This window comes from Arthrobacter sp. SW1, assembly GCF_001766675.1.
GTDB lineage: Bacteria > Actinomycetota > Actinomycetes > Actinomycetales > Micrococcaceae > Arthrobacter.
This window is the reverse complement of record NZ_MJLT01000012.1, coordinates 196,192-218,962: the sequence shown is the minus strand read 5'-3', so window position 1 is coordinate 218,962 and position 22,771 is coordinate 196,192. Positions and strand designations below refer to the sequence as shown.

The 22,771-nt window shown below is 68.0% G+C and carries 22 protein-coding genes; 16 read left to right on the top strand and 6 right to left on the bottom strand.

From position 1 onward, the window contains the following. Positions 1 to 169: 169 nt before the first annotated feature. Positions 170 to 1,387, bottom strand: coding sequence for an ROK family transcriptional regulator (locus tag BIU82_RS08410; RefSeq protein ID WP_070349006.1), 1,218 nt, complete (start codon positions 1,385 to 1,387; stop codon positions 170 to 172). A gap of 129 nt (positions 1,388 to 1,516) precedes the next feature. Here BIU82_RS08410 and BIU82_RS08405 point away from each other — a divergent pair, with 129 nt between their 5' ends. The 14 genes from BIU82_RS08405 (at position 1,517) to BIU82_RS08340 (ending at position 15,691) form a co-directional block, all read left to right on the top strand. Further along, positions 1,517 to 2,683 (top strand): Gfo/Idh/MocA family oxidoreductase, encoded by a 1,167-nt coding sequence (locus BIU82_RS08405; RefSeq protein ID WP_070349005.1) that lies wholly within the window; start codon positions 1,517 to 1,519, stop codon positions 2,681 to 2,683. Between the two features lies 1 nt (position 2,684). Further along, positions 2,685 to 3,680 (top strand): sugar phosphate isomerase/epimerase, encoded by a 996-nt coding sequence (locus BIU82_RS08400; RefSeq protein WP_070349004.1) that lies wholly within the window; start codon positions 2,685 to 2,687, stop codon positions 3,678 to 3,680. Between the two features lie 104 nt (positions 3,681 to 3,784). After that, positions 3,785 to 4,912 (top strand): LacI family DNA-binding transcriptional regulator, encoded by a 1,128-nt coding sequence (locus BIU82_RS08395; RefSeq protein ID WP_070349003.1) that lies wholly within the window; start codon positions 3,785 to 3,787, stop codon positions 4,910 to 4,912. Between the two features lie 70 nt (positions 4,913 to 4,982). Next, on the top strand, positions 4,983 to 6,059 hold the full coding sequence (locus BIU82_RS08390) for a LacI family DNA-binding transcriptional regulator (RefSeq protein WP_070349002.1): 1,077 nt from the start codon (positions 4,983 to 4,985) through the stop codon (positions 6,057 to 6,059). Positions 6,060 to 6,298: 239 nt separating this feature from the next. Next, positions 6,299 to 7,369: a Gfo/Idh/MocA family oxidoreductase gene (locus BIU82_RS08385; RefSeq protein ID WP_070349001.1), complete on the top strand. Its 1,071-nt coding sequence runs from the start codon at positions 6,299 to 6,301 to the stop codon at positions 7,367 to 7,369. Then, complete coding sequence (locus BIU82_RS08380; RefSeq protein ID WP_070349000.1) at positions 7,366 to 8,154, top strand: hypothetical protein; 789 nt, start codon at positions 7,366 to 7,368, stop codon at positions 8,152 to 8,154. Before BIU82_RS08385 ends, BIU82_RS08380 begins: the two co-directional genes overlap by 4 nt. A gap of 99 nt (positions 8,155 to 8,253) precedes the next feature. Next, on the top strand, positions 8,254 to 9,591 hold the full coding sequence (locus BIU82_RS08375) for an extracellular solute-binding protein (protein ID WP_070348999.1): 1,338 nt from the start codon (positions 8,254 to 8,256) through the stop codon (positions 9,589 to 9,591). Between the two features lie 16 nt (positions 9,592 to 9,607). Next, the gene (locus BIU82_RS08370; RefSeq protein ID WP_070348998.1) at positions 9,608 to 10,576 is read left to right on the top strand and encodes a sugar ABC transporter permease; all 969 of its coding nucleotides are present in this window, start codon (positions 9,608 to 9,610) and stop codon (positions 10,574 to 10,576) included. Then, complete coding sequence (locus BIU82_RS08365) at positions 10,573 to 11,469, top strand: carbohydrate ABC transporter permease (protein WP_070348997.1); 897 nt, start codon at positions 10,573 to 10,575, stop codon at positions 11,467 to 11,469. Before BIU82_RS08370 ends, BIU82_RS08365 begins: the two co-directional genes overlap by 4 nt. A gap of 76 nt (positions 11,470 to 11,545) precedes the next feature. After that, a complete protein-coding gene (locus BIU82_RS08360) occupies positions 11,546 to 12,322 on the top strand; it encodes a sugar phosphate isomerase/epimerase (RefSeq protein ID WP_070348996.1) in 777 nt (258 codons plus the stop codon). Further along, positions 12,319 to 13,437: a Gfo/Idh/MocA family oxidoreductase gene (locus tag BIU82_RS08355; RefSeq protein WP_070348995.1), complete on the top strand. Its 1,119-nt coding sequence runs from the start codon at positions 12,319 to 12,321 to the stop codon at positions 13,435 to 13,437. The genes BIU82_RS08360 and BIU82_RS08355 overlap by 4 nt, the downstream gene beginning before the upstream one ends. 113 nt (positions 13,438 to 13,550) lie before the next feature. Further along, positions 13,551 to 14,072: a GNAT family N-acetyltransferase gene (locus tag BIU82_RS08350; protein ID WP_070348994.1), complete on the top strand. Its 522-nt coding sequence runs from the start codon at positions 13,551 to 13,553 to the stop codon at positions 14,070 to 14,072. A gap of 158 nt (positions 14,073 to 14,230) precedes the next feature. After that, a complete protein-coding gene (locus BIU82_RS08345) occupies positions 14,231 to 14,929 on the top strand; it encodes a DsbA family oxidoreductase (RefSeq protein ID WP_070348993.1) in 699 nt (232 codons plus the stop codon). Positions 14,930 to 15,061: 132 nt separating this feature from the next. Further along, on the top strand, positions 15,062 to 15,691 hold the full coding sequence (locus tag BIU82_RS08340) for a TetR/AcrR family transcriptional regulator (protein WP_070348992.1): 630 nt from the start codon (positions 15,062 to 15,064) through the stop codon (positions 15,689 to 15,691). Positions 15,692 to 15,712: 21 nt separating this feature from the next. On the opposite strand, the gene BIU82_RS08335 is transcribed toward BIU82_RS08340, so the two are convergent. Together BIU82_RS08335 and BIU82_RS08330 are read right to left on the bottom strand one after the other, a co-directional pair. Then, positions 15,713 to 16,378: a LytR C-terminal domain-containing protein gene (locus tag BIU82_RS08335; RefSeq protein WP_070348991.1), complete on the bottom strand. Its 666-nt coding sequence runs from the start codon at positions 16,376 to 16,378 to the stop codon at positions 15,713 to 15,715. Then, positions 16,371 to 16,670 carry a type II toxin-antitoxin system VapB family antitoxin gene (locus BIU82_RS08330; RefSeq protein ID WP_070348990.1) on the bottom strand — a complete coding sequence of 100 codons (300 nt, stop codon included), beginning with the start codon at positions 16,668 to 16,670 and terminating at the stop codon, positions 16,371 to 16,373. Before BIU82_RS08330 ends, BIU82_RS08335 begins: the two co-directional genes overlap by 8 nt. A gap of 165 nt (positions 16,671 to 16,835) precedes the next feature. On the opposite strand from BIU82_RS08330, the gene BIU82_RS08325 reads away from it, so the two are divergent. Then, positions 16,836 to 17,744, top strand: coding sequence for a hypothetical protein (locus BIU82_RS08325; RefSeq protein ID WP_070348989.1), 909 nt, complete (start codon positions 16,836 to 16,838; stop codon positions 17,742 to 17,744). A 137-nt stretch (positions 17,745 to 17,881) separates the two neighbouring features. Continuing rightward, positions 17,882 to 19,237, top strand: a complete 1,356-nt coding sequence (locus BIU82_RS08320) for an acyltransferase (protein ID WP_070348988.1) — start codon at positions 17,882 to 17,884, stop codon at positions 19,235 to 19,237. Here BIU82_RS08320 and BIU82_RS08315 read toward each other — a convergent pair. From BIU82_RS08315 to BIU82_RS08305, 3 genes are read right to left on the bottom strand one after another with little or no spacing between them, the layout of a single operon-like run. Beyond that, positions 19,234 to 20,247 (bottom strand): PDR/VanB family oxidoreductase, encoded by a 1,014-nt coding sequence (locus BIU82_RS08315; protein ID WP_083292251.1) that lies wholly within the window; start codon positions 20,245 to 20,247, stop codon positions 19,234 to 19,236. The two genes, BIU82_RS08320 and BIU82_RS08315, sit on opposite strands and share 4 nt — an antisense overlap. Continuing rightward, positions 20,244 to 21,971 (bottom strand): histidine ammonia-lyase, encoded by a 1,728-nt coding sequence (locus BIU82_RS08310; protein WP_083292250.1) that lies wholly within the window; start codon positions 21,969 to 21,971, stop codon positions 20,244 to 20,246. The genes BIU82_RS08315 and BIU82_RS08310 overlap by 4 nt, the downstream gene beginning before the upstream one ends. Beyond that, the gene (locus BIU82_RS08305; protein ID WP_253182720.1) at positions 21,949 to 22,725 is read right to left on the bottom strand and encodes an IclR family transcriptional regulator; all 777 of its coding nucleotides are present in this window, start codon (positions 22,723 to 22,725) and stop codon (positions 21,949 to 21,951) included. Before BIU82_RS08305 ends, BIU82_RS08310 begins: the two co-directional genes overlap by 23 nt. Between the last annotated feature and the right edge of the window lie 46 nt (positions 22,726 to 22,771).

Below are 22,771 nucleotides of genomic sequence, written 5' to 3'. Positions count from 1 at the left end.
CTTATATGCAAAAGATTGTGCGCTAAGAGTCATAAGAAAGGTTCTCCGGCCCCAAAACGGCTGTCAATGACTAAAGCGCTTCACACTTCAGATGTCTTTCTCCACGCCCTTCCGGGCACACAAAAGCGCCCGCGGCAAATGCCGCGGGCGCTTTGAACAAGCCGTCTCCCTAGGGCCTGGCGGCCGCCGCCACGGCGGACTCAACCACGGCCGGCGAAAGGACATGGTCGATCACCATGCGGCTCGCGCCGAGGATGGCGGCTTCCGGGCCGGCCTTGGACTGTTCGATCCGCAGCCGCGAGGTGGCCAGCGGCAGCGAGCGCGCGTAGACCGTTTCACGGATGCCGGCCAGGAGCTGGTCGCCGGCGCGCGACAGACTGCCGCCCACCACGATCACCGAGGGATTGAGCATGTTGACGCAGATGGCCAGCACCTCGCCGACGTCACGGCCGGCCTGGCGCAGGGCATGGATGGCCTGGACGTTGCCCTGCGCGGCCAGGTCCACCACCTCGGATCCGGAGGCGGCCTGGATCCCCTGCGCCGCGAGCTTCTGCACCAGAGCGGGCCCCGCTGCCAGCGCTTCAAGGCAGCCGGTGTTGCCGCAGCGGCACAGGACACCGTCGCCGCCGGGCACGCGGACGTGGCCGAGGTCGCCGGAGGTGCCGTCCGCGCCGCGCTGCAGCTGGCCGCTGCTGATGATTCCCGCGCCCACGCCCGTGGCGAGCTTGACGAAGAGCAGGTCGTCGTAGGAATTCCAGTGCGTGTGGCGTTCGCCGAGCGCCATGATGTTGACGTCGTTGTCCACCAGCACCTCGGCGTCGATCTCCTTGCGGATGTAGCCGACCACGTCGAAGCCGTCCCAACCGGGCATGATGGGCGGCTTTACGGGCCTGCCGCTGCCGTGTTCCACGGGTCCGGGAACGCCGATGCCGATGCCGGCGATGTCCGCTTCGCTGCGGCCGATCTCCTTCAGCAGCGCGCGCCCGTTCTCCACGATCCAGCTGAGCACCACTTCCGGCCCCTCGGCGACGTCGAGCTTCTCGGAATGCCGGGCGAGCACAACGCCGTTCAGGTCGGTGACCGCAACCGCGGCGTGGCTCGCACCGACGTCGGCGGCAAGCACCAGCCGCACTCCGGCATTGAAAGCAAACTTCGACGGCGGCCTGCCGCCGGATGACGCCGCCTCACCGGCGGGACCCACCAGGCCAAGTCCGGTCAGCGCGTCGATGCGGGCGGCCACCGTAGTGCGCGCCAGCCCGGTTTGTTCGGCGAGTTCGGCGCGGGTCCTGGCCTTGCCGTCGCGGAGCAGCTGGAACAGGTCCCCGGCGCGGGCCAGGATGCCGCCTTCGGAGCTGGCCTTCTCCTGGCGTTGGATAGTGGTCACCATGGTTAAGGAATAGCACAACGGCACCGGCTTCAGGGCGGCTTCGGACGCCTATCTTTCAAACTTTTGATTGACTCAAGGCAAAAGTGCTCGTAAGTTCGAGTAAAACGCCAACCACCCGAGGAACTCCCCATGACTACTCCGGAACCCTCTTCCCGCCCCTTGGGCGTCGCGGCCATCGGCTACGCCTTCATGGGCAAGGCCCACTCCAATGCCTGGCGCAATGTCGCCGCCTTCTTCGACGTGCCGGCCATCGAACAGAAAGTGCTGGTGGGGCGGGACGCCGCACAGGTGGCCGAAGCTGCCGCCCGCTACGGCTGGGCGGAGTCCGCCACGGACTGGCGGGCCGTCGTCGAACGCGAAGACATCGACATCGTGGACATCTGCGCCCCGGGGTGGATGCACGCCGAGATCGCCATCGCCGCGCTCGAAGCAGGCAAGCACGTGCTCGTGGAAAAGCCGCTCGCCAACACCATCGCTGAGGCCAAAGCCATGACCGAGGCCGCGGCCGCCGCCCGGGCCCGCGGAGTGCAGTCGATGATCGGCTTCAACTACCGGCGCGTCCCGGCCCTCGCGCTGGCCAAGGAACTCATCGCCGAAGGCCGCCTCGGCACCGTGCGGCACGTCCGCGCGGCATACCTGCAGGACTGGCTGGCCGACGCGGAGTCCCCCATGACCTGGCGGCTGCGCAAGGACACCGCCGGATCCGGCGCCCTCGGAGATATCGCCTCCCACGCCATCGACCAGGTCATGTACCTCCTGGGCGATTCCGTCACCGAGGTCTCGGGCCGCCTCCACACCTTCGTCACCACGCGTCCCGGACCGGCGGGCCCCGAAGAAGTAACGGTCGACGACGCAGCCTGGGCCACGCTGACCCTCACCTCCGGAGCAATCGCCTCGGTGGAGGTGTCCCGCATGGCCATGGGCAGGAAGAACTCCCTGACGCTGGAAATCTACGGCGACAAGGGATCGCTGCTGTTCGACCTCGAAAACCTCAACGAACTCGGCTTCCTGGACGCCACGCTCCCCGTCCGCGAACAAGGCTTCCGCCGCATCCTCGTCAACGAAGCCGAACACCCCTACCTTGCCGCGTGGTGGCCGCAAGGCCACATCATCGGCTGGGAGCACACCTTCACCCACCAGATCCGTGACTTTCTGGCCGCCATCGCAAACGGAACCGCGCCGTCGCCGTCGTTCGAAGAAGGCCTGGCCGTCCAGCAGGTGCTGGCCGCCGTCGAAGAATCCGCCAACGCCAAGAGTTCGCTGGTCACCCTGCACACCACGTCCGAAGGAGCCTGATATGCCCCGCCCGTACACCCTGTTCACCGGCCAGTGGGCCGACCTGCCGCTCGAAGAAGTCGCCAAGCTCGCCTCCGGCTGGGGCTACGACGGCCTGGAAATCGCCGTCTCCGGCGACCACCTGGACGCCTGGCGATGGGACGAACCCGGCTACGTCGAATCCAAGCTCGAGCTGTTGGAGAAGTACAACCTCAAGGTCTGGGCCATCTCCAACCACCTCAAAGGCCAAGCGGTATGCGACGATCCGATCGACTTCCGGCACCAGGCGATCGTCGGGCCGAAGGTGTGGGGCGACGGCGACCCGGAAGGCGTGCGCCAGCGCGCCGCGGAGGAAATGAAGCACACCGCCCGGCTCGCCAAAGCGCTCGGGGTGGACACCGTCGTCGGCTTCACCGGCTCCTCGATCTGGCAGTACGTGGCCATGTTCCCGCCCGTCCCGGAAAAGGTGATCGACGCCGGATACCAGGACTTCGCGGACCGCTGGAACCCCATCCTGGACGTCTTCGACGAATGCGGCGTGCGCTTCGCCCACGAGGTCCACCCCTCCGAAATCGCCTACGACTACTGGACCACCGTGCGCACCCTGGAGGCGATCGGCCACCGCGAGGCTTTCGGCCTGAACTGGGATCCCTCGCACATGATGTGGCAGGGCATCGATCCCGTCTCCTTCATCTGGGATTTCAAGGACCGCATCTACCACGTGGACTGCAAGGACACGAAGCTGCGCCCCACCGGCCGCAACACCGTGATGGGTTCACACCTGGCCTGGGGTGATCCGCGGCGCGGCTGGGACTTCGTCTCCGCGGGCCGCGGCGATGTGCCGTGGGAAGCCTCCTTCCGCGCCCTCACCGCCATCGGCTACAACGGTCCCATCTCCATCGAGTGGGAAGACGCCGGCATGGACCGCCTGCACGGCGCCCCCGAAGCCCTGGCCGCGCTGAAGAAGTTCGACTTCCCCGCCTCGCAGACCAGCTTCGACGCCGCGTTCCAGCAGTAGTTCCGGTAGCCACCGCCCGGGACGGGCCTGCCATGTTTTGCAGGCCCGTCCCCGGTGCATGGGATGCTTGGGCCGCACAGTTGTCATCCGGGAAGGACGTATTCGTGGCCAAGCGCCCGACCATCTACGACGTCGCACGGCGCGCGTCCGTGTCGATCGCCACGGTGTCATTCACCTTCCGCCAGCCGCACCGCGTAAGCGAGGCGACGCGCACGCTCGTGACGGCGGCGGCCCGGGAACTGGGCTACGTGCCGAGCGCAAGCGCCCGCGGGCTGGCCAGCGGACGCACCGGCGCCATCGGTCTCTATTCCTACGACTACTACGGCCGTGCCGGAACCGGCGCCGCGAGCCTGCAGCAGGATGACAGCGCCCTCCTGGCCGAAGGAGTTTTCTCGGACAAGTCCAACGAGGACTTCCGCTTGTTTCCGCTCTACCACGACGAGGTGCAGCGCGGCGTGGAAATGGAGTGCCGGCGCCGAGGCTATGTGCTGATGATCGGCGAAGGGCGGGGCAAAGCATCCGAGGCCGACATCAACGAGATCGCCGGCCGGGTGGATGGGCTCGCCGTTTTTCCCAACACCTTCAGCACGGAGATCCTCAAACGGATCGCGTCGCGCATTCCCGTGGTGGAACTCGCCGTTCCCGCCATGGAAACAGGGCAGCACTGCGTCTTTGTCGAGAACACCTACGGGGCACGGGAGCTCACCCGGCACCTGATCCGGCACCATGGGCACACGTCCATCACCTTCGTGGGCCCGGCCGGATCACCGGACCGGGAGCACCGATTCGCCGGCTACTCCGAAGCCATGGAGGAGGCCGGACTGAAGGCCGGGTCCCTGGCTGCGCCCGGCCGGGACGACGCGGGCCGGCTGAAGGATCCGCTTCCGGACCCAGCCCGCGAAAGCGACGAGGCGATCAGGTGGCTCCGGGACGCCGGAAGCCTCCCCGACGCCTTCGTGTGTTCAAACGACGCCGAGGCCCTCTTGTTTGTCGATGCCCTGAAACGGGCCGGGCTATCGGTCCCGGGAGACGTGGCCGTCACGGGATTCGACGGCCTCGCGGCGGGCCGCATGAGCCGGCCGGCCCTGACCACGGTCCGCCAGCCCATGATCGCCCTGGGCCGGGCCGCGGCCGAAATCCTCATCAAGCAAATCGCCAACCCGGGTGGAGAAACCATAGCCCGGGAACTGCCCGTGGAACTCGTCCTGAGCGAAAGCTGCGGCTGCGGCTAGGCTCGCCCCAACGCACCCCCGCCATTCGTGGAATGCTTGGACCACAGGGTTTTCATCGGGAGGAACATTCGTGGCCAAGCGCCCCACGGTCTATGACGTTGCCGCACGGGCAGGTGTTTCCATCGCCACGGTGTCCTTCACCTTCACCCAGCCGCACAAGGTCCGGCCGTCCACCCGGGAAGCCGTGGAGGAGGCAGCACGCGCGCTTGGCTATCTTCCCAGTGCGAGCGCCCGCGGCCTCGCCCGCGGCAAGACCGGAGCCATCGGCCTGTTCTCCTTCGACTACTACGCCCGCAACAGCGGCGTGACGCCCGACGCCGACGCGCCCTTTGGCGACGAAGCCAACGAGGACTTCCGGATGTTCCCGCTGTACCACGACGAGGTCCAGCGCGGCGTGGAGATGGAGTGCTGGCGCCGCGGCTACGTGCTGATGGTCGGCGACACCAAGTCCACGTCCAGCGAGGCGGACATCGCCGGGATTGCGGGCCGCGTTGACGGCCTGGCCGTCTTCCCCAACACTTTGCCGGACGAGATCCTCCTCCGGATCTCCAAGCGCATCCCCGTGGTGGAGCTGTCCATCCCGATCAACAACAATGGCCTGCACGGCGTCTCGGTGGACAACGAAGGCGGCCTGGCAGCGCTCACCGAACACCTCATCAGCGTGCACGGGCTCACGGACATCGCCTTTGTCGGCCCCCTGGGTTTCCCGGACAAGGAGCACCGCTTCAGCGGGTATTCGCGCGCCATGGAGGCCGCCGGGCTGGCCATCCGCACCGTGGACACCGCCCCTCCCGGCCAACTCGCGGCGTTCGCCCGGGACACCGTGGCCGGCATGCTGGCCGAGGGAACGCTCCCCCAGGCACTGGCCTGCTCCACCGACGAAGAAGCCCTGGCCTACATGGACGCCCTGGCCGCGGCGGGGGTCAGCGTACCCGGGCAGATCGCCGTCACCGGTTTCGACGGGCTGGTGGCCGGCCTGGTGAACCGCCCCGCCCTGACCACGGTCCGCCAGCCGCTCGTGGAGCTCGGCCGCACCGGTGCCTCGATCCTGATCGACCAGGTGGCTTCGCCCGGCAAGGAGCCGGTCAAGCGGCAGCTGCCCGTCAAACTCATGATCCGCGAAAGCTGCGGCTGCCGCGCCGCCTGAGCCGCGGCTTCCCCTGCAACGCCCGACGACGGCGCCCGCTGCCCCAGCGGTTCCCTCCCCTGCCGCTTTGCCTTACTGAGCAGCGCTCCCGGCAATTAATGCCGTCAAACTTCAAACTTTTGCCACTTTCTTGGCGAAAGGTGTTGCCAAGGTCACACCTACGCGCTTTGATTGGTACTGCGCGGCGATTAAAGCGCATAGATTTGCCCCCGCGGCTTCTGCACACAAGGAGGTGGAGCTTGACCGGCAACAGCACTGGGACGGAAATCCTCGGCGTCGGGATCATCGGCGCAGGCCCGGTAACGCAAGCCATCCATATGCCCACGCTCAGCCGGCTCGGGGACCTCTTCGCGGTCCGGCACATCATGGACGCAGATCCCTCCGTGGCGGAGTCAGTGGCCGCCCGGGCAGGTGCACGGCACAGCAGCAGCGTGGAGGAATTGCTCGCGGATCCGGAGGTCGACGTCGTCGCCATCTGCAGCCCGCACCGCTTCCACGCCGAACAAGTCATCGCGGCCTGCCGGGCGGGCAGGAAGGCCGTCCTCTGCGAAAAGCCCTTCGCCATGAATGCCGCCGAAGCCGCAGGGATCCTGGTAGCCGCCAAGGACACGGGCGTACCGGTGGTCGTCGGTGCCATGCACGCCTTCGATCCCGCTTGGCTCGCCGCGGAGTCACACTGGGGCACACTGCCGGAAACGGCCCACACCATCCGCTCCACCATCGTCCTCCCACCGAACAGCCGCTTCGAAGACGCCGCCACAGAGGTCCTCGCCCGGCCCGGGCTGACGGCTCCGGACTACTCCGACCCCGCCGCCGTACGGAGCGCGCTGCACGGCGGCATCATGGGCCTCGCCATCCATGACCTTCCACTGGTCCGCCGCTTTGTGCCGCACTTCGAAGACCTTGAGATCCTCCAGGCGCGCCATGTCCGTCCCTTCGGCTACCTGGTGTCGCTGCGTGCGGCGGGCCGGAGCATCGAGCTGAGGGCAGCCATGGGGAACACCTGGAAGCCCGCGTGGACCTTCGAAGCCTTCTCGGACGACGCCGCGCTGCGCGTGGACTTCAGCCCCTCCTACGTCCAGGCAGGCTCCGCCGCCGCCACCCTCAGCACCGCGAACGAACGCCGCAGCTTCGGCCCGTACGGACACAACGGCTACGAAGGTGAATGGCGCGAACTCGCCCGGTTGGCCGGCGGAGGAGCGCCGCGGCGGGGCACCGAGAGCCTGATCGACGATCTCGCCTTCGCCCTCGCCATCGCCGAGCCCTCCGCGGAGGCGGCAACAGCCGAGCTGATGGGAGCGGACGCATGAGCAGCTACACCGTCAACGACACAGCCGGCGCAACCGCGGTGCGTGCCACCGTCGCGTCCTTGCCGCTGAGTTTCCGTGCCGCAGACCCCGGGGAAACTGCCCACGTCCATGCGGTGGCCGGCACTCCCGGCTGGACCGCCGCAGCCCTCCGGGCGGTCGACGACGGCGCGCGCGGCATCGTGGTCGTCGCACCATGCGTCGAAGACACTTCTGCCCTGGCCGAGGCCGCGGAGGCCGCCGGAACGGCGGTGGTGCTTGACCTGCGCTGGGAATCGAACCCGGGACTGGCCGGCGCCGAAGAAGCCGTCCGCTCAACCGCCGGCCGCGCCGTCATGCTCGACTCGCTCGCGGTCTCCGCCGCCGGCAGCGATCCCGGAACCGTGCTGACGGAACACCTTGCCGCCGTCGTACGCGTGACGGGCAGCCTGGACGCGCTGCGGATCCTCCACCTCGGACCGCACGGCTACACGGCCGCCGCGCGGCTCGCCAACGCTGCCCCGGCCACGCTCCAAGGCGTGCTGAGCAACGCGGTGCCGGCCGGCGTCGAACTCCATCTCCACAGCGACGACGGCGGCGTCAGCGTCACCGTCCCGGAACCCTCCGCCGCGTGGCCCGCGGAGGTGCGCGCCACCGCCAGTCAAGGCGAACTGCTGCTGCCCACCCTCTACGAAACCGCGCACCGCAACAGCTGGCGGCGGCTCAAGGACCACCTCGACGCCGGAACCCTTCCCGCGGACCTCGCCGGATTCGCCCGGCTGACGGAACAACTCACCGGGCCCAGCTGAGCCCCAATCTCTTCCCACCTCATCGCATCACCTACCAACCGCCCGGCATCGGGCCGGACCGCACCTTGCGCCGGCGCAGTCGGTCCTGAAAGGAGAATCATGAACGCAACACCGGAACTGAACGCCACGGGACACAGCCGTTCCTTTTCCCGCCGCGGCTTCCTCGGCCTGACGGCGGCAGCGGCAGCGGTGCCCCTGCTGGCTGCGTGCGGCGGCGGCTCGGCCAGCAAGGGCGGGGGCGGGGACCTCATCAAGTTCTGGGACATGCCCTGGGCAACCCCGGCTTATAACGACGCCGCAAAGAAGATCACCGAAAGCTATGTTCCCGCCGGCTCCGGACCCAAGGCCGGCTACCAGACCATCCAGTGGAACAACTTCTACCAGACCTTCTCCTCGGCCATCGCGTCCAAGACCGGACCGGCCGTGTCCACCGGCGGCGGCTTCCAGGCATTCCAGTTCGACCAGCAGGGCCAGATCGCCTACGCGGACAAGGTCATCGACGCCCTGAAGAAGAACGGCCAGTTCGACGACTTCCTGCCCGGCGTGCTGGAGCCGTTCCAGTCGGACAAGGGCTATGTGGCCGTGCCGTGGCAACTGGACATGCGCGTGAACTGGTACCGGAAGTCCCTCTTCGAGAAGGCCGGCGTGGACGTTCCCAAGGACTGGAACGGCCTGCTGGAAGCCGGCAAAGCGCTGAAGAAGATCGGTGCCGTGGGCTTCATGACCGGCGCCGGCGCCGGCAACTTCCTCGGCAACCACGCCGTGGTGCAGATGATGGTCAACAACGGCGGCGGTGTGTGGGACGAAAACGGCGGAATCGACGTCATGAACGACCGCAACGTCGAAGCCGTCGAGTTCATGTACGAGCTCTACTCCAACGGAATCATCGACCCCGCGGGCGTCAGCTACAACGGCGACAATCACGACGCCCAGTGGAAGAACAAGGCCAAGGCAGCCTACGGCCCGCACGTCTTCGGCCTGAACAACCGCATCGGCGACACCAGCGGAGACCTGCTCGTGGCCGATCCCATCGCCGGCCCGCACGGCGACAAGGCCACCCTGCTGTTCCCGAACAACATCATGATGTACAAGAACACGCCCAGCCAGGAAGCCTCCGAAGCCTTCCTCGTCTACTACATGGGCAAGCTGAAGGACCTCTGGCAGCAGAAGCTCATGAACGCCCTCCCGGTCTTCAAGTCGATCACCGAGCTCCCCGAATTCACCTCGGATCCCAACAACGTCAAGATCGTCAAGGAATGGCAGCCCATCGCCAAGACCTTCGGTGCCCGCGGCACCAAGCTCACCGCCAATACCGCAGTGCTCGACGGCGGCCAGGCGCTCACCCAGTTCGCCCAGACCGTGCTCAGCGGCAAGGGCGATGCCAAGACCGCGCTGAAGGCCTTCGAAGCGGGCCTCAAGCAGGTCGTGAAGTCCTGACCCGGCGGTTCCTCCCATGACTACCGTGAATTCGGGCCTGTCCCGTGCCCGCCGGGGCATCGCTCCCGGCGGCGCGGGCCGCCCCGCCCCGCAGGCCGGCGTGAACCGCGCCAGCAAGCTGCACGGCCAGACCAGCCGGACCTACTTCTGGCTGATCCTGCCCTCCGTGCTGCTCCTCCTGCTCATCAACGGCTACCCGCTGGTCTACGCCGGGATCCAGGCCACCCACGACGGTTCCCTGATCGACGCCGGCAACTTCGTCGGCGTGGACAACTTCTCCTCGGTACTGGCTTCCGAAGCCTTCTGGAAAGCTGTCCAGTTCACCCTCGTCTTCACCCTGGTGGGCGTCTTCGGTTCCTGGGCGGTGGGCCTTGGCCTGGCCTTGCTGCTGCGCACCCGCATCCCTGCCGGCGGCCTGTTCAAGGTGCTGCTCCTGCTGCCCTGGGTGGTGCCGATCGTGGTCTCCTCCACCGCTTGGAACTGGCTGGTGGCCTCACCGGACAGCCCCACCGCCAAGCTGTTCACGGCCTTCGGCTTGGAAACCCCGCTGTTCCTGGCCGATCCCACGCTGGCCGCCGTCACCGTCTGCCTGTTCAAAGTCTGGGTCAGCTTCCCGTTCATGATGATGATGAGCGCCGGCGCCCTCACCTCCGTGGACAACACCGTCTACGAAGCGGCAAGCATGGACGGCGCCACGCGCTGGCAGCAGTTCACCGGCATCACCCTGCCCCTGACGGCCCGCTCCACCTACATTTCGTGGATCCTCATGACGATCTTCTGCGTCAACGACTTCCCCACCATCTACCTGCTCACCGGCGGCGGCCCTGTTGACGCCACCACCTCGCTGGTGGTCTACGCCTACCGCAAGGTCTTCCAGGACTTCCAGACCGGGCCGGGCGTCGCCGTCGCGTTCCTCATGACCATCACCCTGGTGATCGTCTCCACCGCCCTGTACCGCCAGATCCGAAAGTCGAGCGTCGAATGAGCACCGTTCTGCACTCCCCCGCGGCACCGCCGGCCGGGGCCGGCCAGGCTCCCGCCAAGGAACGCAAGCGCCGCCCGGTCTCCGAGGCCGGACTGCGCGGCCGCTGGTGGCGCTTCGCCCTGATCCTGGCGGTCACCGCCGTCGTCCTCGTCCCGATCGGCGCGGTGGTTGTCCTGTCGCTGCTGCCCGCGCAGGCCAGCACGACGACGGGGCTCACCCTGGAGAACTTCACCGGCGCCTTCGAGAAGACCCTGGCTTCCACGTGGCTGGCCAACAGCCTGGTGGTGACCCTCGCGACCGTGGTGGTCTCGGTCGCCGTCGCCGCTCCCGCCGGGTACGTGCTCTCGCGCGGCAAGTCGAGGGCGGTGTCCGGCTATTCGCTGCTGCTGTTCGTCATGCAGTCGCTGCCCATCATCACCTCGGTGGTGCCGTTGTTCATCCTGTTCGCCAACCTGGGCCTGGTGGACAACCTGCTGGGCATCACCATCGTGTACGTGGCCTCCACCATGGCCGTGGCCACCTGGATGATGGCCGCGTACTTCGACTCGATCCCGGTCAGCCTCGAAGAAGCCTCGTGGATCGACGGTTGCTCGGTGTTCGGTTCCTTCCTCAAGGTGGTGCTCCGCAACAGCCTGCCCGGCGTGCTGTCCACCGCGATCTTCGCCTTCCTGCTCGCCTGGAACGACTACCTGGTGGCCATCGTGTTCCTGCGCTCCAACGAGATCTTCACCCTGCCGGTGGGCGTGCAGTCCTTCTTCCAGCAGAACGCCACCGACTGGGGTTCCGTGATGGCGCTGGCCGTGGTCATGATGATCCCACCGATCTTCGTTTTCGCGGCCCTCAACAAGTACTTCAGCGTCGGCGGCATCGGCGGATCCCTCGCCGGCCGCTGACGCGGACACCAGCCTGAAAACCACGCCCGGTTCCGGCCGGGCAGCTACAGAAGCAGCTACAGAAGAGAGAGAAACAATGAGTCTTTCGGTCCAGCTCTACTCCGTCCGCGATGCGGTGGAAGCCGACCTGAACGGAACCCTCGAACGCCTCGCCGGGATCGGCCTGACCCAGGTGGAGCCCTACAATTTCGCCGCCACCGTGGACGCCCTGGAGGAAGGCCTCAAGTCCGCCGGCCTCAGCGCGCCCACCGGGCACGCGCCGCTGCTGTCCGCGGACCAGGACGAGATTTTCGCCGCCGCCAAGCGGCTGGGCATCGGCACCGTGATCGATCCCTTCACCCTCCCGGAGGAATGGCAGAGCGAGGAAAGCGTCCGTTCCGTCGCCGAACGGCTGAACGCGGCCGCGAAGAAGGGCGCCGGCTACGGCATCCGTGTGGGCTACCACAACCACTACTGGGAGGTGGCCTCCACGGTCAACGGCGTCACCGCCCTCGAGTTCCTCGCCGGCCTGCTGGACCCGGAGGTTGTGCTCGAGGTGGACACCTACTGGGTGGCCTCCGGCGGCCAGGATCCGGTGGAGTACCTCAAGAAGCTCGGCGAGCGCGTGGTGGCCATCCACATCAAGGACGGTCCGGTGACGCAGTTCCCGGGTGACACCTTCGACGTCGAACAGCTCGGCAAGGTGACCGCTACCCAGCTTCCGGCAGGCTCGGGTGAGCTGGACATCCGGAGCATCGTCCAGGCACCTTCCGCGCTGGAGGTCGGCGTCATCGAGTTCGACGCCTACGGCGGCGACATCTTCGACGGCATCGCGGCATCCTTCGCTTACCTGACTGGAAAGGAAACGGCATGACCAACGGCAAGGTCGGCGTCGCGCTCATCGGCGCCGGAAACATCAGCACCCAGTACCTGGACAACCTGACGAAGTTCCCGGACCTCGAGGTCGTCGCCATCACTGACATGTTCCCCGAGGCCGCCAAGGCCCGTGCGGAAGAGTACGGCGTGGAGCTGCACGGCACGCCGGAACTCGCCCTGGAACACCCCGACGTCGAGATCATCGTCAACCTGACCATCCCCGCCGCGCACGCTGAGGTCGGCCGCCAGGCCATCCGCGCCGGCAAGCACGTGTGGAGCGAAAAGCCCGTGGCCCTGGACCGCGAGAGCGGGCGGCAGCTGCTGGCCGAAGCGGACGCCGCCGGGCTGCGCGTCGGCTGCGCGCCGGACACCTTCCTGGGCGCCGGCCTGCAGTCCGCCATCCGGGCCATCCGGAACGGCGAGATCGGCCGCCCGCTGTCCGCACAGACCGTCATGCAGTACCCGGGACCGGACCTCTGGCACCCCAACCCCGAGTTCCTGTTCCAGCACGGCGCGGGCCCGCTCTTCGACATGGGCCCGTACTACGTCACCGCCCTGGTCCAGGCCTTCGGCAGCGCCCGCCGGGTGGCCGCCATGGGCTCGAAGGCCTGGGAGGTCCGGAAGGTGCATACCGGTCCCAAGGAAGGCCAGGAGTTCACGGTGGAGGTGCCTACCCATGTGAGCGCGCAGATCCAGTTCGAAGAAGGCGCCACCTCGCACAGCACCTTCAGTTTCCAGTCGGCCTACATGAACTTCGGGTACGTGGAGATTTCCGGCACGGAAGGCAGCCTGCTGGTGCCGGATCCGAACAACTTCGACGGCGAACTGAAGATCATCCGCCCGGGCGAGGACGACTGGACGGTCATCCCGACCACCGGCCCGTCCAACGGCCGCGGCATGGGCGTGCTGGACATGGCGCGCTCCATCCGCACCGGTGTGCCGCACCGGGCCACCGGGGAGCTCGCCTTCCATGTGCTGGACACGATGATCGCCATCTCCGAGTCCGTCGACTCCGGAGCGTTCGTCGACGTCGCCAGCTCCGCGCCGTCGTCGGAACCGCTCCCGGAGGACTGGGCCCCGGAGGCAGCAACGCTCGACGGCGTCCCCGCCTAAGCCTCCCGCCACATGAGCGCGAACTGGCAGCAGATGCCCTTAAAACCTTGGTTAAGGGTCATCTGCTGCCAGTTCGCGCGTGGAGTACGTAGACTTCGATCCCGGGAGGAAGCATGATCCGCGAAGCAAACACGTCCGACGCCGCCGCGCTGGCTGAGCTGGCCGCCGTCACCTTTCCGTTGGCCTGCCCTCCGCAGTCCTCACCGGAGGACATCGCGGCGCACCTCGCGAACACCCTGAGCGCCGCCAGCTTTGCCGGGTACCTCGCCGACCCGGACATCACCGTGATGGTGATCGACATCGACGGCGGGCTCCGCGGCTACAGCATGCTCGTGGCCCGGCCGGCCCAGGACCCTGGCGTTTCCGCGGCCCTGACCCTGCTGCCGTCCGTGGAGCTGAGCAAGTGCTACGTTCATCCTGAACACCACGGGCAGGGCGCGGCCGCGGAACTCATGGAGGCCAGCGTTGCGCATGCGCGCGCCGGGGACGCCGCCGGTGTGTGGCTCGGCGTCAACAGCCAGAACGCCCGCGCCATCCGCTTCTACGAAAAGAGCGGCTTCCGGAAGGTGGGCACCAAGACCTTCCGCCTGGGCGGCAGCGTGGAGCACGATTTCGTCATGGAACGGGCCGTCTGACCTCCTCAGACTCCCGGCGCGAACGTACACTTGGCGCCCCAAATCCGCGGTTTTCCGGGCCGCAACTGTACGTTCGCACTTCCCTTCACGGGCACCCAGTGAGCAACACGACACCGTTTCCCGGGAATGGCCGCGGCTCCGCGGGAGTTGGCGCAAGCATGAAGATTGAGATCTGGTCCGATGTCGCCTGCCCGTGGTGCTACATCGGCAAGCGCCGCTTTGAGTCCGCCCTCGCCGAGTTCCCGCACCGGGATTCCGTGGAGGTGCAGTGGCGCAGCTACCAGCTGGACCCCACCATCCCCGAGCACTACGACGGCACCGAACTGGACTACCTCAGCAAGCGCAAGGGCATGGCCCCGGAGCAGGTAAGCCGGATGTTCGAGCACGTCACGGAGCAGGCCAGGGGCGAAGGCCTGAACTACCGCTTCGACTCCATCGTGGTCGCCAACAGCTTCACGGCGCACCGCCTCATCCACCTGGCCGCCGCCCACGGTAAGCAGGACGCGGCCAAGGAACGCCTGCTCAGCGACCACTTCGAGCACGGCAAGGACATCGGCAACCGCGATTACCTGAGCGGCCTCGGCGTGGAGCTCGGCCTGCCCGCGGAGGAAGTCGCAGAGCTCTTCGAGAACGACAAGTACGCCGACGATGTCCGCCGCGACATCGCCGAAGCCCGCGCCATCGGTGTCACGGGCGTGCCGTTCTTCGTGATCGACCGCAAGTACGGTCTGTCCGGCGCCCAGCCGGCCGAGGTCTTCACCCAGGCCCTTAACCAGGCGTGGCAGGAAGCGAACCCGCTGGTCGCCGTCGGCAGCTCCGACGCAGAAGCCTGCGGCCCGGACGGCTGCGCCATCTAGCCCCGTTCCCCCTGCGCGAGCGTACAGTTGAGGCCCCAAATCCGGCGATTTCGGGGCCTCAACTGTACGCTCGCGCTTAAGGGGCGGGGACACAACGCCGCGTTTACTGACAGATCCCTGTAAAGTGTCTCTATGCCCAGGATCACCGCCGCCAGCAACGCGGCACAGCGCGCCGAGACCCAACGCCGGATCCTCACGGGCTTCGGGGAACTCCTCTTCACGCACGGCCTGCCCGGCCTGACCATGACCGACGTCGCACGGCACGCCGGCGTGGGCCGCACCGCCGTCTACAACTACTACGCGGACATGGAGCAGCTCCTCATCGCGTACGCCCTGGATGAAACCGAGCGCTTCCTGGGCGATCTCCGCTCTTCACTCGCGGAGCTGGACAACCCCGTGGACCGGTTGGCGCTGTACGTCCGCGCCCAGGTGGAGGACCTGAGCCGCCGCCACCTGCCGCCCGGCCCGGCCATGGCCGCAGTGCTCTCCCCCGGCTCCTTCGCGAAGCTCGCGGACCACGTCAGCGAGCTGAACCTGCTGCTGGAGGACATCCTGCGCGACGGCGTCGCGGCCGGCTACCTGCCGGACACCGACATCACCCAGCTCGCCCGCCTGATCCACGGCACACTGTCCTCCAGCGCCGCCCGCGGCAATGCCGCCGACCCCGGGTTCGAGGAACAGCTCAAGCAGACGGTCCGCTTCATCCAGCTCGGCGCCGGAGCAAGGTTCGACGACGGCGGCGCGCCCCTGCGTTTGAAGTGACCCTGCGTTTGAAGCGGCCCCCTACGGCGCCGCGGACGGCAGCACGGGCCAGCGGGCGTCGTCGGCGATCCGCCGGGTCTCCCGCGGGCAGCTGAGCTTGCCGGGAGTCTGGTCCACCAGCTTGGCGGGAGTCAGCTCTTCAAAGCCCAGGGCGAGCACCAAGTCGACGGAGGCGTCCTGCCGTTCGTCCTGGTAGTAGTCGGTTCCGGTGAGGTTCCGCTGGATGTTGAACGCCGCGGCCTGCCCGGCGGGGCCGGAAATGATCTGCGCCGCGCCGCTGTAGCGGGTCTGGCCGTTGTCCACCTTGCCCACTTTGTAGCCGCGGGCCTTGAGCTGGTCGGCAATGCTCTTTGCCAGGCCGGTGCGCCCGGTGGCGTTGTATACGTGCACCGTGACCTTGGCGTTCGGCAGGTAGCTGAACGTGGTGGTGGGGCACACTTCCGGCGGAGCCTTGCTGGCCACGGCATCCGGGAACCTGATGGTTCCGCTCATGATTGCCCAGGCGCCAACAGTGCCGGCGACGATCAGCCCCAGCAGCACGGCGAGGACCACGCCGTGGAACAGCCGGCGCCGGAACCGTCCAGGGTGGTCCGGCTCCTGCTCCTCGGCGAAGGTGGCGCGCAGTTCGGGTCCGGTGACCACGTGGTGGCCGTGCAGTCGGGTGGGGTCCTTGGGCTTCCTAACCATCAATGACCAGTACCCGGGCGTGGATGGCGGTGCGCTGGTGCAGGGCCGTGCGGACTGCCCGGTGGAGCCCGTCCTCGAGGTACATGGTGCCCTTGTACTGGACCACGTGCGGGAACAGGTCGCCGAAGAACGTGGAGTCTTCGGCCAGCAGCGCCTCAAGGTCGAGGGTGCGCTTGGTGGTGACCAGTTCGTCCAGCCGCACCGGCCGCGGCGGCAGGGAGGCCCAGTCCTTGGGCGTCGTAAAACCATGGTCGGGGTACGGGCGTCCCTCGCCCACAGCTTTGAAGATCACTGTGCCAGCCTAAATAACGACGGCGGCCAAGGAAACTTTCGCGGCTCGCCGCCTGCCGCTTTGTGGCCAAAAGGTGACCATCGCCGTCGTCGCCCGTCACCGGAGTCCGTCACGGGAGTCCGTCACACCGCCGTCATGCAGCGGAAGGTGGGACAAAATGGAGCCATGACTGCTCCGAACCCCGGCACCCATCCCGCACGCCCGGCCCTCGCGCTGCTCCTCGACGTCGACGGCCCGGTGGCCAGCCCCGTCACCCGTGACGTGAAGCCGGAGATCATCGCGGACCTTGTGGCGCTTGCCTCGGCCGGCATTCCGGTGATCTTCAACACCGGCCGCTCGGACGCCTTCATCCGCGAGCAGGTCATGGAACCGATGATCGCCGCCGGCATGCCGTCCGGAACCGTGGTCCATGCGATCTGCGAAAAGGGCGCGGTGTGGTTCAGCTACACGGCCGAAGGCGCCGGCCCGGTGCATGTCGACCACGAGCTCGCGGTCCCGAAGGCCTACGGCGACGACATCCGGCGCATGGTGGCCGAGGACTATTCGGCGCACATGTTCTTCGACGAAACCAAGCGGGCCATGGTGTCCGTGGAGCAGCACGTGGATGTTCCCAGCGAGGATTACCTGGCCGAGCAGAAGCTCTTCGACGCCGACGCCCTGGAGCTCATGGGCCGGCACGGACTCTCGGCCGCCATCCTGGACCACCACGCACCGCAGTCCGACGATTCCGGCGATTACCGCCTGGATCCCACCATCATTTCCACGGACATCGAGTCCGTGCGCCTCGGCAAGGACCTGGGCGCCAGCCGCGCCGTGGAGCTCCTCGCCGCCCAGGGCATCACCCCGCAGGCTTGGCGCACCGTGGGCGATTCCCGCACGGACTACGCCATGGCCGACTGGCTCCACCACAACGACCACGACGTCCAGCACCTGGACGTCCGCCCGGCGGACGGCGTTCCGGAGAAGCCCTACCCCATCCTGACGGCGGCGGACCTGGGCCTGGCGGCGGATGTCATCCACGACGACGCCGGCGGCGCGTTCCTGCGCAGCTGGCGGGAGGAACACGCCGGCTGAGTCCGGGGCGGCACCCGCTTTCAGGCCGCGGCGCCGCTTCGCGGCACCCGCGCAAAAATCCCGGCAGGCCCCCATGGCCTTCCGGGATTTTTTGCCCTACCATTTCTCCAATCGTTGGATAATCCTTGGGAGGAACCATGCCGTCCAATGCCCTGAAGCTGCAGCCCGCCGGGGAGCACACCGGGAACGCCGCCGTTCCGGCGTCGCGCGACCTCGTCGTGGACCTTGTCCGGGTGGCCTGCATGTTCGCCGTCGTCGCGGTACACCTGCTGATGATGGGCATCAGCGTGGGCCCCGCCGGCATCGCCGTGGTGAACCCGCTCACCGATTTGTCCTGGTTTGCCCAGGGGACCTGGTTCGGCCAGGTCATGCCCCTGTTCTTCGTGGTGGGCGGCTTCGCCTCGCTCACCTCCTGGCGGAGCGTGCGGCGCCGCGGCGGCGACGCCGGGGATTACCTGCGCGCCCGCGTGCTGCGGCTCGTGCGTCCGACCATCGCCCTGTACGTCTTCCTCGCCGCAGCGCTGTGGTGCGCGACAGCGGCGGGTGTCCCCGGCGATCTGCTCGCCGTGATCGCCGCGGGCGCCGGCGTCCAGCTGTGGTTCCTGGCCGCGTACCTGATCTGCCAGGCGATGGTCCCGCTCATGGCGCGTTTCCACGACGCCGCCCCGTATCGCACCGCCGCGGTGCTCGCCGGGTGCGCGGTCGCCGTCGACGCCGTCCGGCTGGGGCTGGAGCGCAATCCCTGGGGCTTCGACTCCAATCCGATCGGCCTGCTCAACATGGTGTTCGTCTGGGGCCTGCTGCAGCAGCTGGGCTTCCTGTACGCGGACGGCGTGTTCGACCGCTTCTCCCGTCTGGCCCTGGTGTCCGCCGCGGCAGGCTGCTATCTGGCCCTGGCCCTCATGACGCACGGCGGCCCGTACCCGGTGGACATGCTCGGCAACCAGAACCCGCCGATGTTCCCGCTGGTGCTGGTGGGCCTGGCGCATCTGCTGCTGCTCAAGGCCGCGTATCCGGTGCTGCAGCGCTGGGTCCGTCTTGGCTGGGTGCAGAAGGTGATGTTCGTGGTGGGCAGCCGGGCCATGACCATCTACCTGTGGCACCTGCCGCTGATCATCGCGATGTTCGGTGCGGCACTGCTGCTGCGGCTGCCGTTCCCGGAGCCCGCCGGCACGGAATGGTGGCTGAGCCGGCCGGCGTTCTACGTGGCTGCCTGGGCCATCGTGCTGCTGGCGTGCGTTCCGCTGGTGCGCCTGGAGCTCGCAAGCACGGCCTTGGCGCCGGGCAGCAGGCGGCCTGCCATGTGGCGGATCGCCGTCGGCACAGTGCTCGCCATCGTCCCGCCCTTCGTGGTGATGCGCACCGCCCTTGACCCCGTGAACGCCTCGTGGGGTTCGGTGCTGCTGGTCGTGGCCGTGGTGCTCGTCAGCGGCAAAACGCCGGACCGCCGCTGGAAGACTCCGGCTCCCCTCTCCGGGACGGCGCTTCGCTAGATATCCAGCACCAGCCGTGCGCCGCGGCAGCGGGAAACACAGATCATCATGGTGTCGTTGGCTTCGCGTTCCTCGTCGCTGAGGATCCCGTCCCGGTGCTCCGGCACTCCGTCCAGCACCGGGGTTTCGCAGGTGCCGCACGTCCCCTTCCGGCACGAGTTCAACGCTGGGACACCGGCGCGGTGCAGGGCATCGAGGATGCTCTCGTCCGCCGAGACCTCCACCTCGGTACCGTCCGCGGTTTCCACGACAAACGGCGCGTTGCCCGCTTCCCCGGCAGCGCCGCCGTCGGCCGCTTCTTCCGGCAGTGCGTCCGCACCGAAATCCTCGAACGCCAGGCCGGCCACGGTACCGGCCATGTGGGCGGTGCGCAGCTCGGCCAGCAGGCGCGCCGGTCCGCAAGCGAGGACGACGGCGCCGCCCGCCTCGGCGAGATAGTCACCCAGATCCAGCGGGCCGGCGTCGTCCTTGGCATGGATCCGCACGCGGGTTCGGTCCGGGTCCAGGACGGCGAGCTCATCGAGGAACGCCATGGAACGCCGGCTGCGGCCCAGGTACAGCAGGCGCCATGGCTCGTCCGCGGCGGCGGCCGCCCGGACCATCGGCAGCAACGGGGTGATCCCGATGCCCCCGGCAATGAACAGCCTCTCCCCCGGAGTCCCGGCGTCCCCGCGGAAGTTGTGTTTCGGCCCTCGGACCTCCACGGCATCGCCCGCGCGGAGCTGTTCGTGAATGTAGCGGGACCCGCCGCGGCCCTCCGGCTCGCGCAACACCGCAACGCGCCAGCGTGCGGTGTCCGCGGGATCCGAGCAAAGCGAGTACTGCCGCAGCAGCCCGTTCGGCAGCAGCAGATCGATGTGGGCGCCGGGCTCCCAGGCCGGCAGCGCGCCGCCGTCGGGGTTCTCCAGGGTCAGGGAGACGACGCCGTCCGCCTCCGCCTGGATCCCGCCCACCGTCAGGCGGGTGAAGCCCCTCGTGACGCTTGCGGCTTCTGCCGCCTGCGCGGTCATGCCCCCTCACCCTCAGCACCGGCTCCGATCGCGGCGTTGACGGCGGCCACGACGGCGCCGGAGTGGACCAGTTCGGTGGCCTTGCGCAGCCGCGGGTACAGGACCACGTCCTGCGTGATGTGGTCGATGGGACGGCCATCGTCGGAGGCCGTGGCGCGCAGGAAGGCGAGCGCCGCGAGGCTTGCGGGGCCGGGCTTGGCTCCCGCAGTGGCAGGAAGGTTCATCCGCAGTTCCAGTGCCTGGGCCGCCATGAGCAGTTCCACGGCCACCACGGTTTCGATGTTGGCCACGATCTGCCGGGTGTGGCGGCCGGCGTTGTTGGCCATGGACACGTGGTCTTCCTGGTTGGCGCAGGTGGGAATGGAGTCCACGCTGTCCGGGTGGGCCAGGGTCTTGCAGTCGGACACGAGAGCGGCGGCGAGGTACTGGGGCAGCATGTAGCCGCAGTCCATGCCGATTTGTTCGCTGGCCACCAGCATGTCCGGCAGTCCCCGGTTCAGGGTGCCGTCGTCCAGGCGGAAGAGGCGGCGTTCGGTGATGTTGCCGATTTCGGTGACCACGATCGAGATGAAGTCGGCGGCGAAGGCCACGTATTCGGCGTGGAAGTTGCCGCCGGAGACGGCTTTCAAGGTGCGGCTGGCCGGCAGGGACGGGAAGATCAGCGGGTTGTCCGTGGCGGCGTTGATTTCGTTGTCGATGATGCCGGTGGCGAAGTCCAAGGTGTCCTTGACCGGCCCGAACACCTGCGGGATGCAGCGCAGCGAGTAGGCGTCCTGCGGGGGCTGGCGCAGGGGGTCCGTGCCGGCGTCGCCGTCCACCAGCCCGCTGCCGGACAGCAGCTCGCGCAAGCGGGCCGCTACCTCGATCTGGCCGCGCTGGCCGCGGGCCTGGTGGAGCTCGTCGATGAAGGCGTCGCCGAATCCCATGAGGGCCTCGATGCTCATGGCGGCGGTGACCTGCGCGGTGTCCAGGAGGTTCTGCGCATCGTACAGGGCGAGCGCGGCTTGGGCGCAGGAGAAGGAGGTCCCGTTGAGGAGGGCCAGGCCGTCCTTGGCGCCGAGCGGAAGCCGTTCCAAGCCGGCGTGCTCCATGGCGGCCTTGCCGGAAACCACCGCACCGTCCACGAAGGCTTCGCCGGAGTCCAGCTCCAAGTCCTCGCCCTGGTGGGAGCGGGACATGACGATCGCGATGTGTGCCAGCGGGATCAGGTCGCCCGAGGCTCCCAGGGAGCCGAATTCCGGGATCGCGGGATGCACGCCGCGGTTGAGCATGTCCGCCAGGGTCTTCACAATGTCCGCCCGCACCCCGGAATACCCCTGGGTGAGGCTGACGATCCGGATGAACATGGTTGCCCGGACCACTTCCTCGTCCATGTAGCGGCCCACGCCCGAGGCATTGGAGATGACCAGGCGGCGGGAGAGCTCGGCGGCGTCGGAGGGTTCGTCGAAGGCCTTGCGTCCGGCCAGCGAACCGAAGCCGGTGTTGATGCTGTAGATCGGAGCGGTTTCCTCGCCGGCTTCCATGCGTTCCATGACCGCGCCCAGCCATTCCTCGCTCGGCTTCATCCGTGCCAGCGCGGCCTCGTCCACCACCACGGGACGGCGGTGGCGCGCCACCTGCACCAGCTCTTCCAAAGTGGCGCGGGCGGCACCGATCACCACCGGCTCCGCGCCTGGGCGTCCGTTTTCAAGCCGTGCTGCGTCAGACAGAGTGTGCGGCGTCATCGCCTGCCTCCCGTGGTGTGTGTTGGCGTGGTGTTCCTTGGCCCGCGAGGGCGCCCAGCGAGGCCGCCAGGTTCTCCGCGGACGCGTTCAGGGTCTTCAGCGTGCTGTTCAGCCAGGTGCGTGAACCGCAGCGGGTTTCCGGTCCGGCGACATTGAGCGCGCAGACCGCCTCGCCGTCGAACATCACCGGAACCGCCACGGAGACGGCGCCGGGATCCAGCTCGCCGCGCGAAACCACCCAGCCGGAGGCCCGGATCTGCGCCAGGCTGGACTGCAGCTGTTCGGCGGTGGGCGTGTTGTCCGTAAAGCGCGGCAGGCCGGCGTCGAGCACTTGACGCACGACGTCGGCAGGCGCCCAGGCGAGCAGCGCCCGCGGGCCTGCTCCCGCACTGAGCGGCAGGAGTTCGTTGACGGCGAAGGTGTACTTGATGGCCTTCTCCGGTTCGACGCGGCGCAGGCACATGGCGCGGGTGCCCACCCGGATCACCATGACCGCGGTCTCCCCCACCGTGTCCACGATGTCTTTGAGCACCGCCGTGCCCACCTCGGCCAGATGGCTCTGGGTAAGGTGCCGGCCGGTCAGCGCGAGGAGGGCCCGGCCGGGCCGGTACAGGCCGCCGTCTTCCTGGACGAAGCCGAGTTCGCGCAACTGCCGGAAGTAGCGGTACGTGCTGCTGACCGGGATGCCCAGCTTGGAGGCGACGGCTTCCACCGTGGTGTCCCCGGCGTCGGCCACGGCAGAAAGGATCTTCAAGCCGCGTTCAAAGGAAACCTGTCCCGCCACGTACCCGTCCCTCCTG

Bases quoted from the DNA above. Each gene is read 5' to 3' on its own strand.
- BIU82_RS08410 (WP_070349006.1), bottom strand. From the start codon at position 1,387: ATGGTGACCACTATCCAACGCCAGGAGAAGGCCAGCTCCGAAGGCGGC.
- BIU82_RS08405 (WP_070349005.1), top strand. From the start codon at position 1,517: ATGACTACTCCGGAACCCTCTTCCCGCCCCTTGGGCGTCGCGGCCATC.
- BIU82_RS08400 (WP_070349004.1), top strand. From the start codon at position 2,685: ATGCCCCGCCCGTACACCCTGTTCACCGGCCAGTGGGCCGACCTGCCG.
- BIU82_RS08380 (WP_070349000.1), top strand. From the start codon at position 7,366: ATGAGCAGCTACACCGTCAACGACACAGCCGGCGCAACCGCGGTGCGT.
- BIU82_RS08375 (WP_070348999.1), top strand. From the start codon at position 8,254: ATGAACGCAACACCGGAACTGAACGCCACGGGACACAGCCGTTCCTTT.
- BIU82_RS08370 (WP_070348998.1), top strand. From the start codon at position 9,608: ATGACTACCGTGAATTCGGGCCTGTCCCGTGCCCGCCGGGGCATCGCT.
- BIU82_RS08365 (WP_070348997.1), top strand. From the start codon at position 10,573: ATGAGCACCGTTCTGCACTCCCCCGCGGCACCGCCGGCCGGGGCCGGC.
- BIU82_RS08360 (WP_070348996.1), top strand. From the start codon at position 11,546: ATGAGTCTTTCGGTCCAGCTCTACTCCGTCCGCGATGCGGTGGAAGCC.
- BIU82_RS08355 (WP_070348995.1), top strand. From the start codon at position 12,319: ATGACCAACGGCAAGGTCGGCGTCGCGCTCATCGGCGCCGGAAACATC.
- BIU82_RS08350 (WP_070348994.1), top strand. From the start codon at position 13,551: ATGATCCGCGAAGCAAACACGTCCGACGCCGCCGCGCTGGCTGAGCTG.
- BIU82_RS08345 (WP_070348993.1), top strand. From the start codon at position 14,231: ATGAAGATTGAGATCTGGTCCGATGTCGCCTGCCCGTGGTGCTACATC.
- BIU82_RS08340 (WP_070348992.1), top strand. From the start codon at position 15,062: ATGCCCAGGATCACCGCCGCCAGCAACGCGGCACAGCGCGCCGAGACC.
- BIU82_RS08335 (WP_070348991.1), bottom strand. From the start codon at position 16,378: ATGGTTAGGAAGCCCAAGGACCCCACCCGACTGCACGGCCACCACGTG.
- BIU82_RS08325 (WP_070348989.1), top strand. From the start codon at position 16,836: ATGACTGCTCCGAACCCCGGCACCCATCCCGCACGCCCGGCCCTCGCG.
- BIU82_RS08320 (WP_070348988.1), top strand. From the start codon at position 17,882: ATGCCGTCCAATGCCCTGAAGCTGCAGCCCGCCGGGGAGCACACCGGG.
- BIU82_RS08315 (WP_083292251.1), bottom strand. From the start codon at position 20,247: ATGACCGCGCAGGCGGCAGAAGCCGCAAGCGTCACGAGGGGCTTCACC.
- BIU82_RS08310 (WP_083292250.1), bottom strand. From the start codon at position 21,971: ATGACGCCGCACACTCTGTCTGACGCAGCACGGCTTGAAAACGGACGC.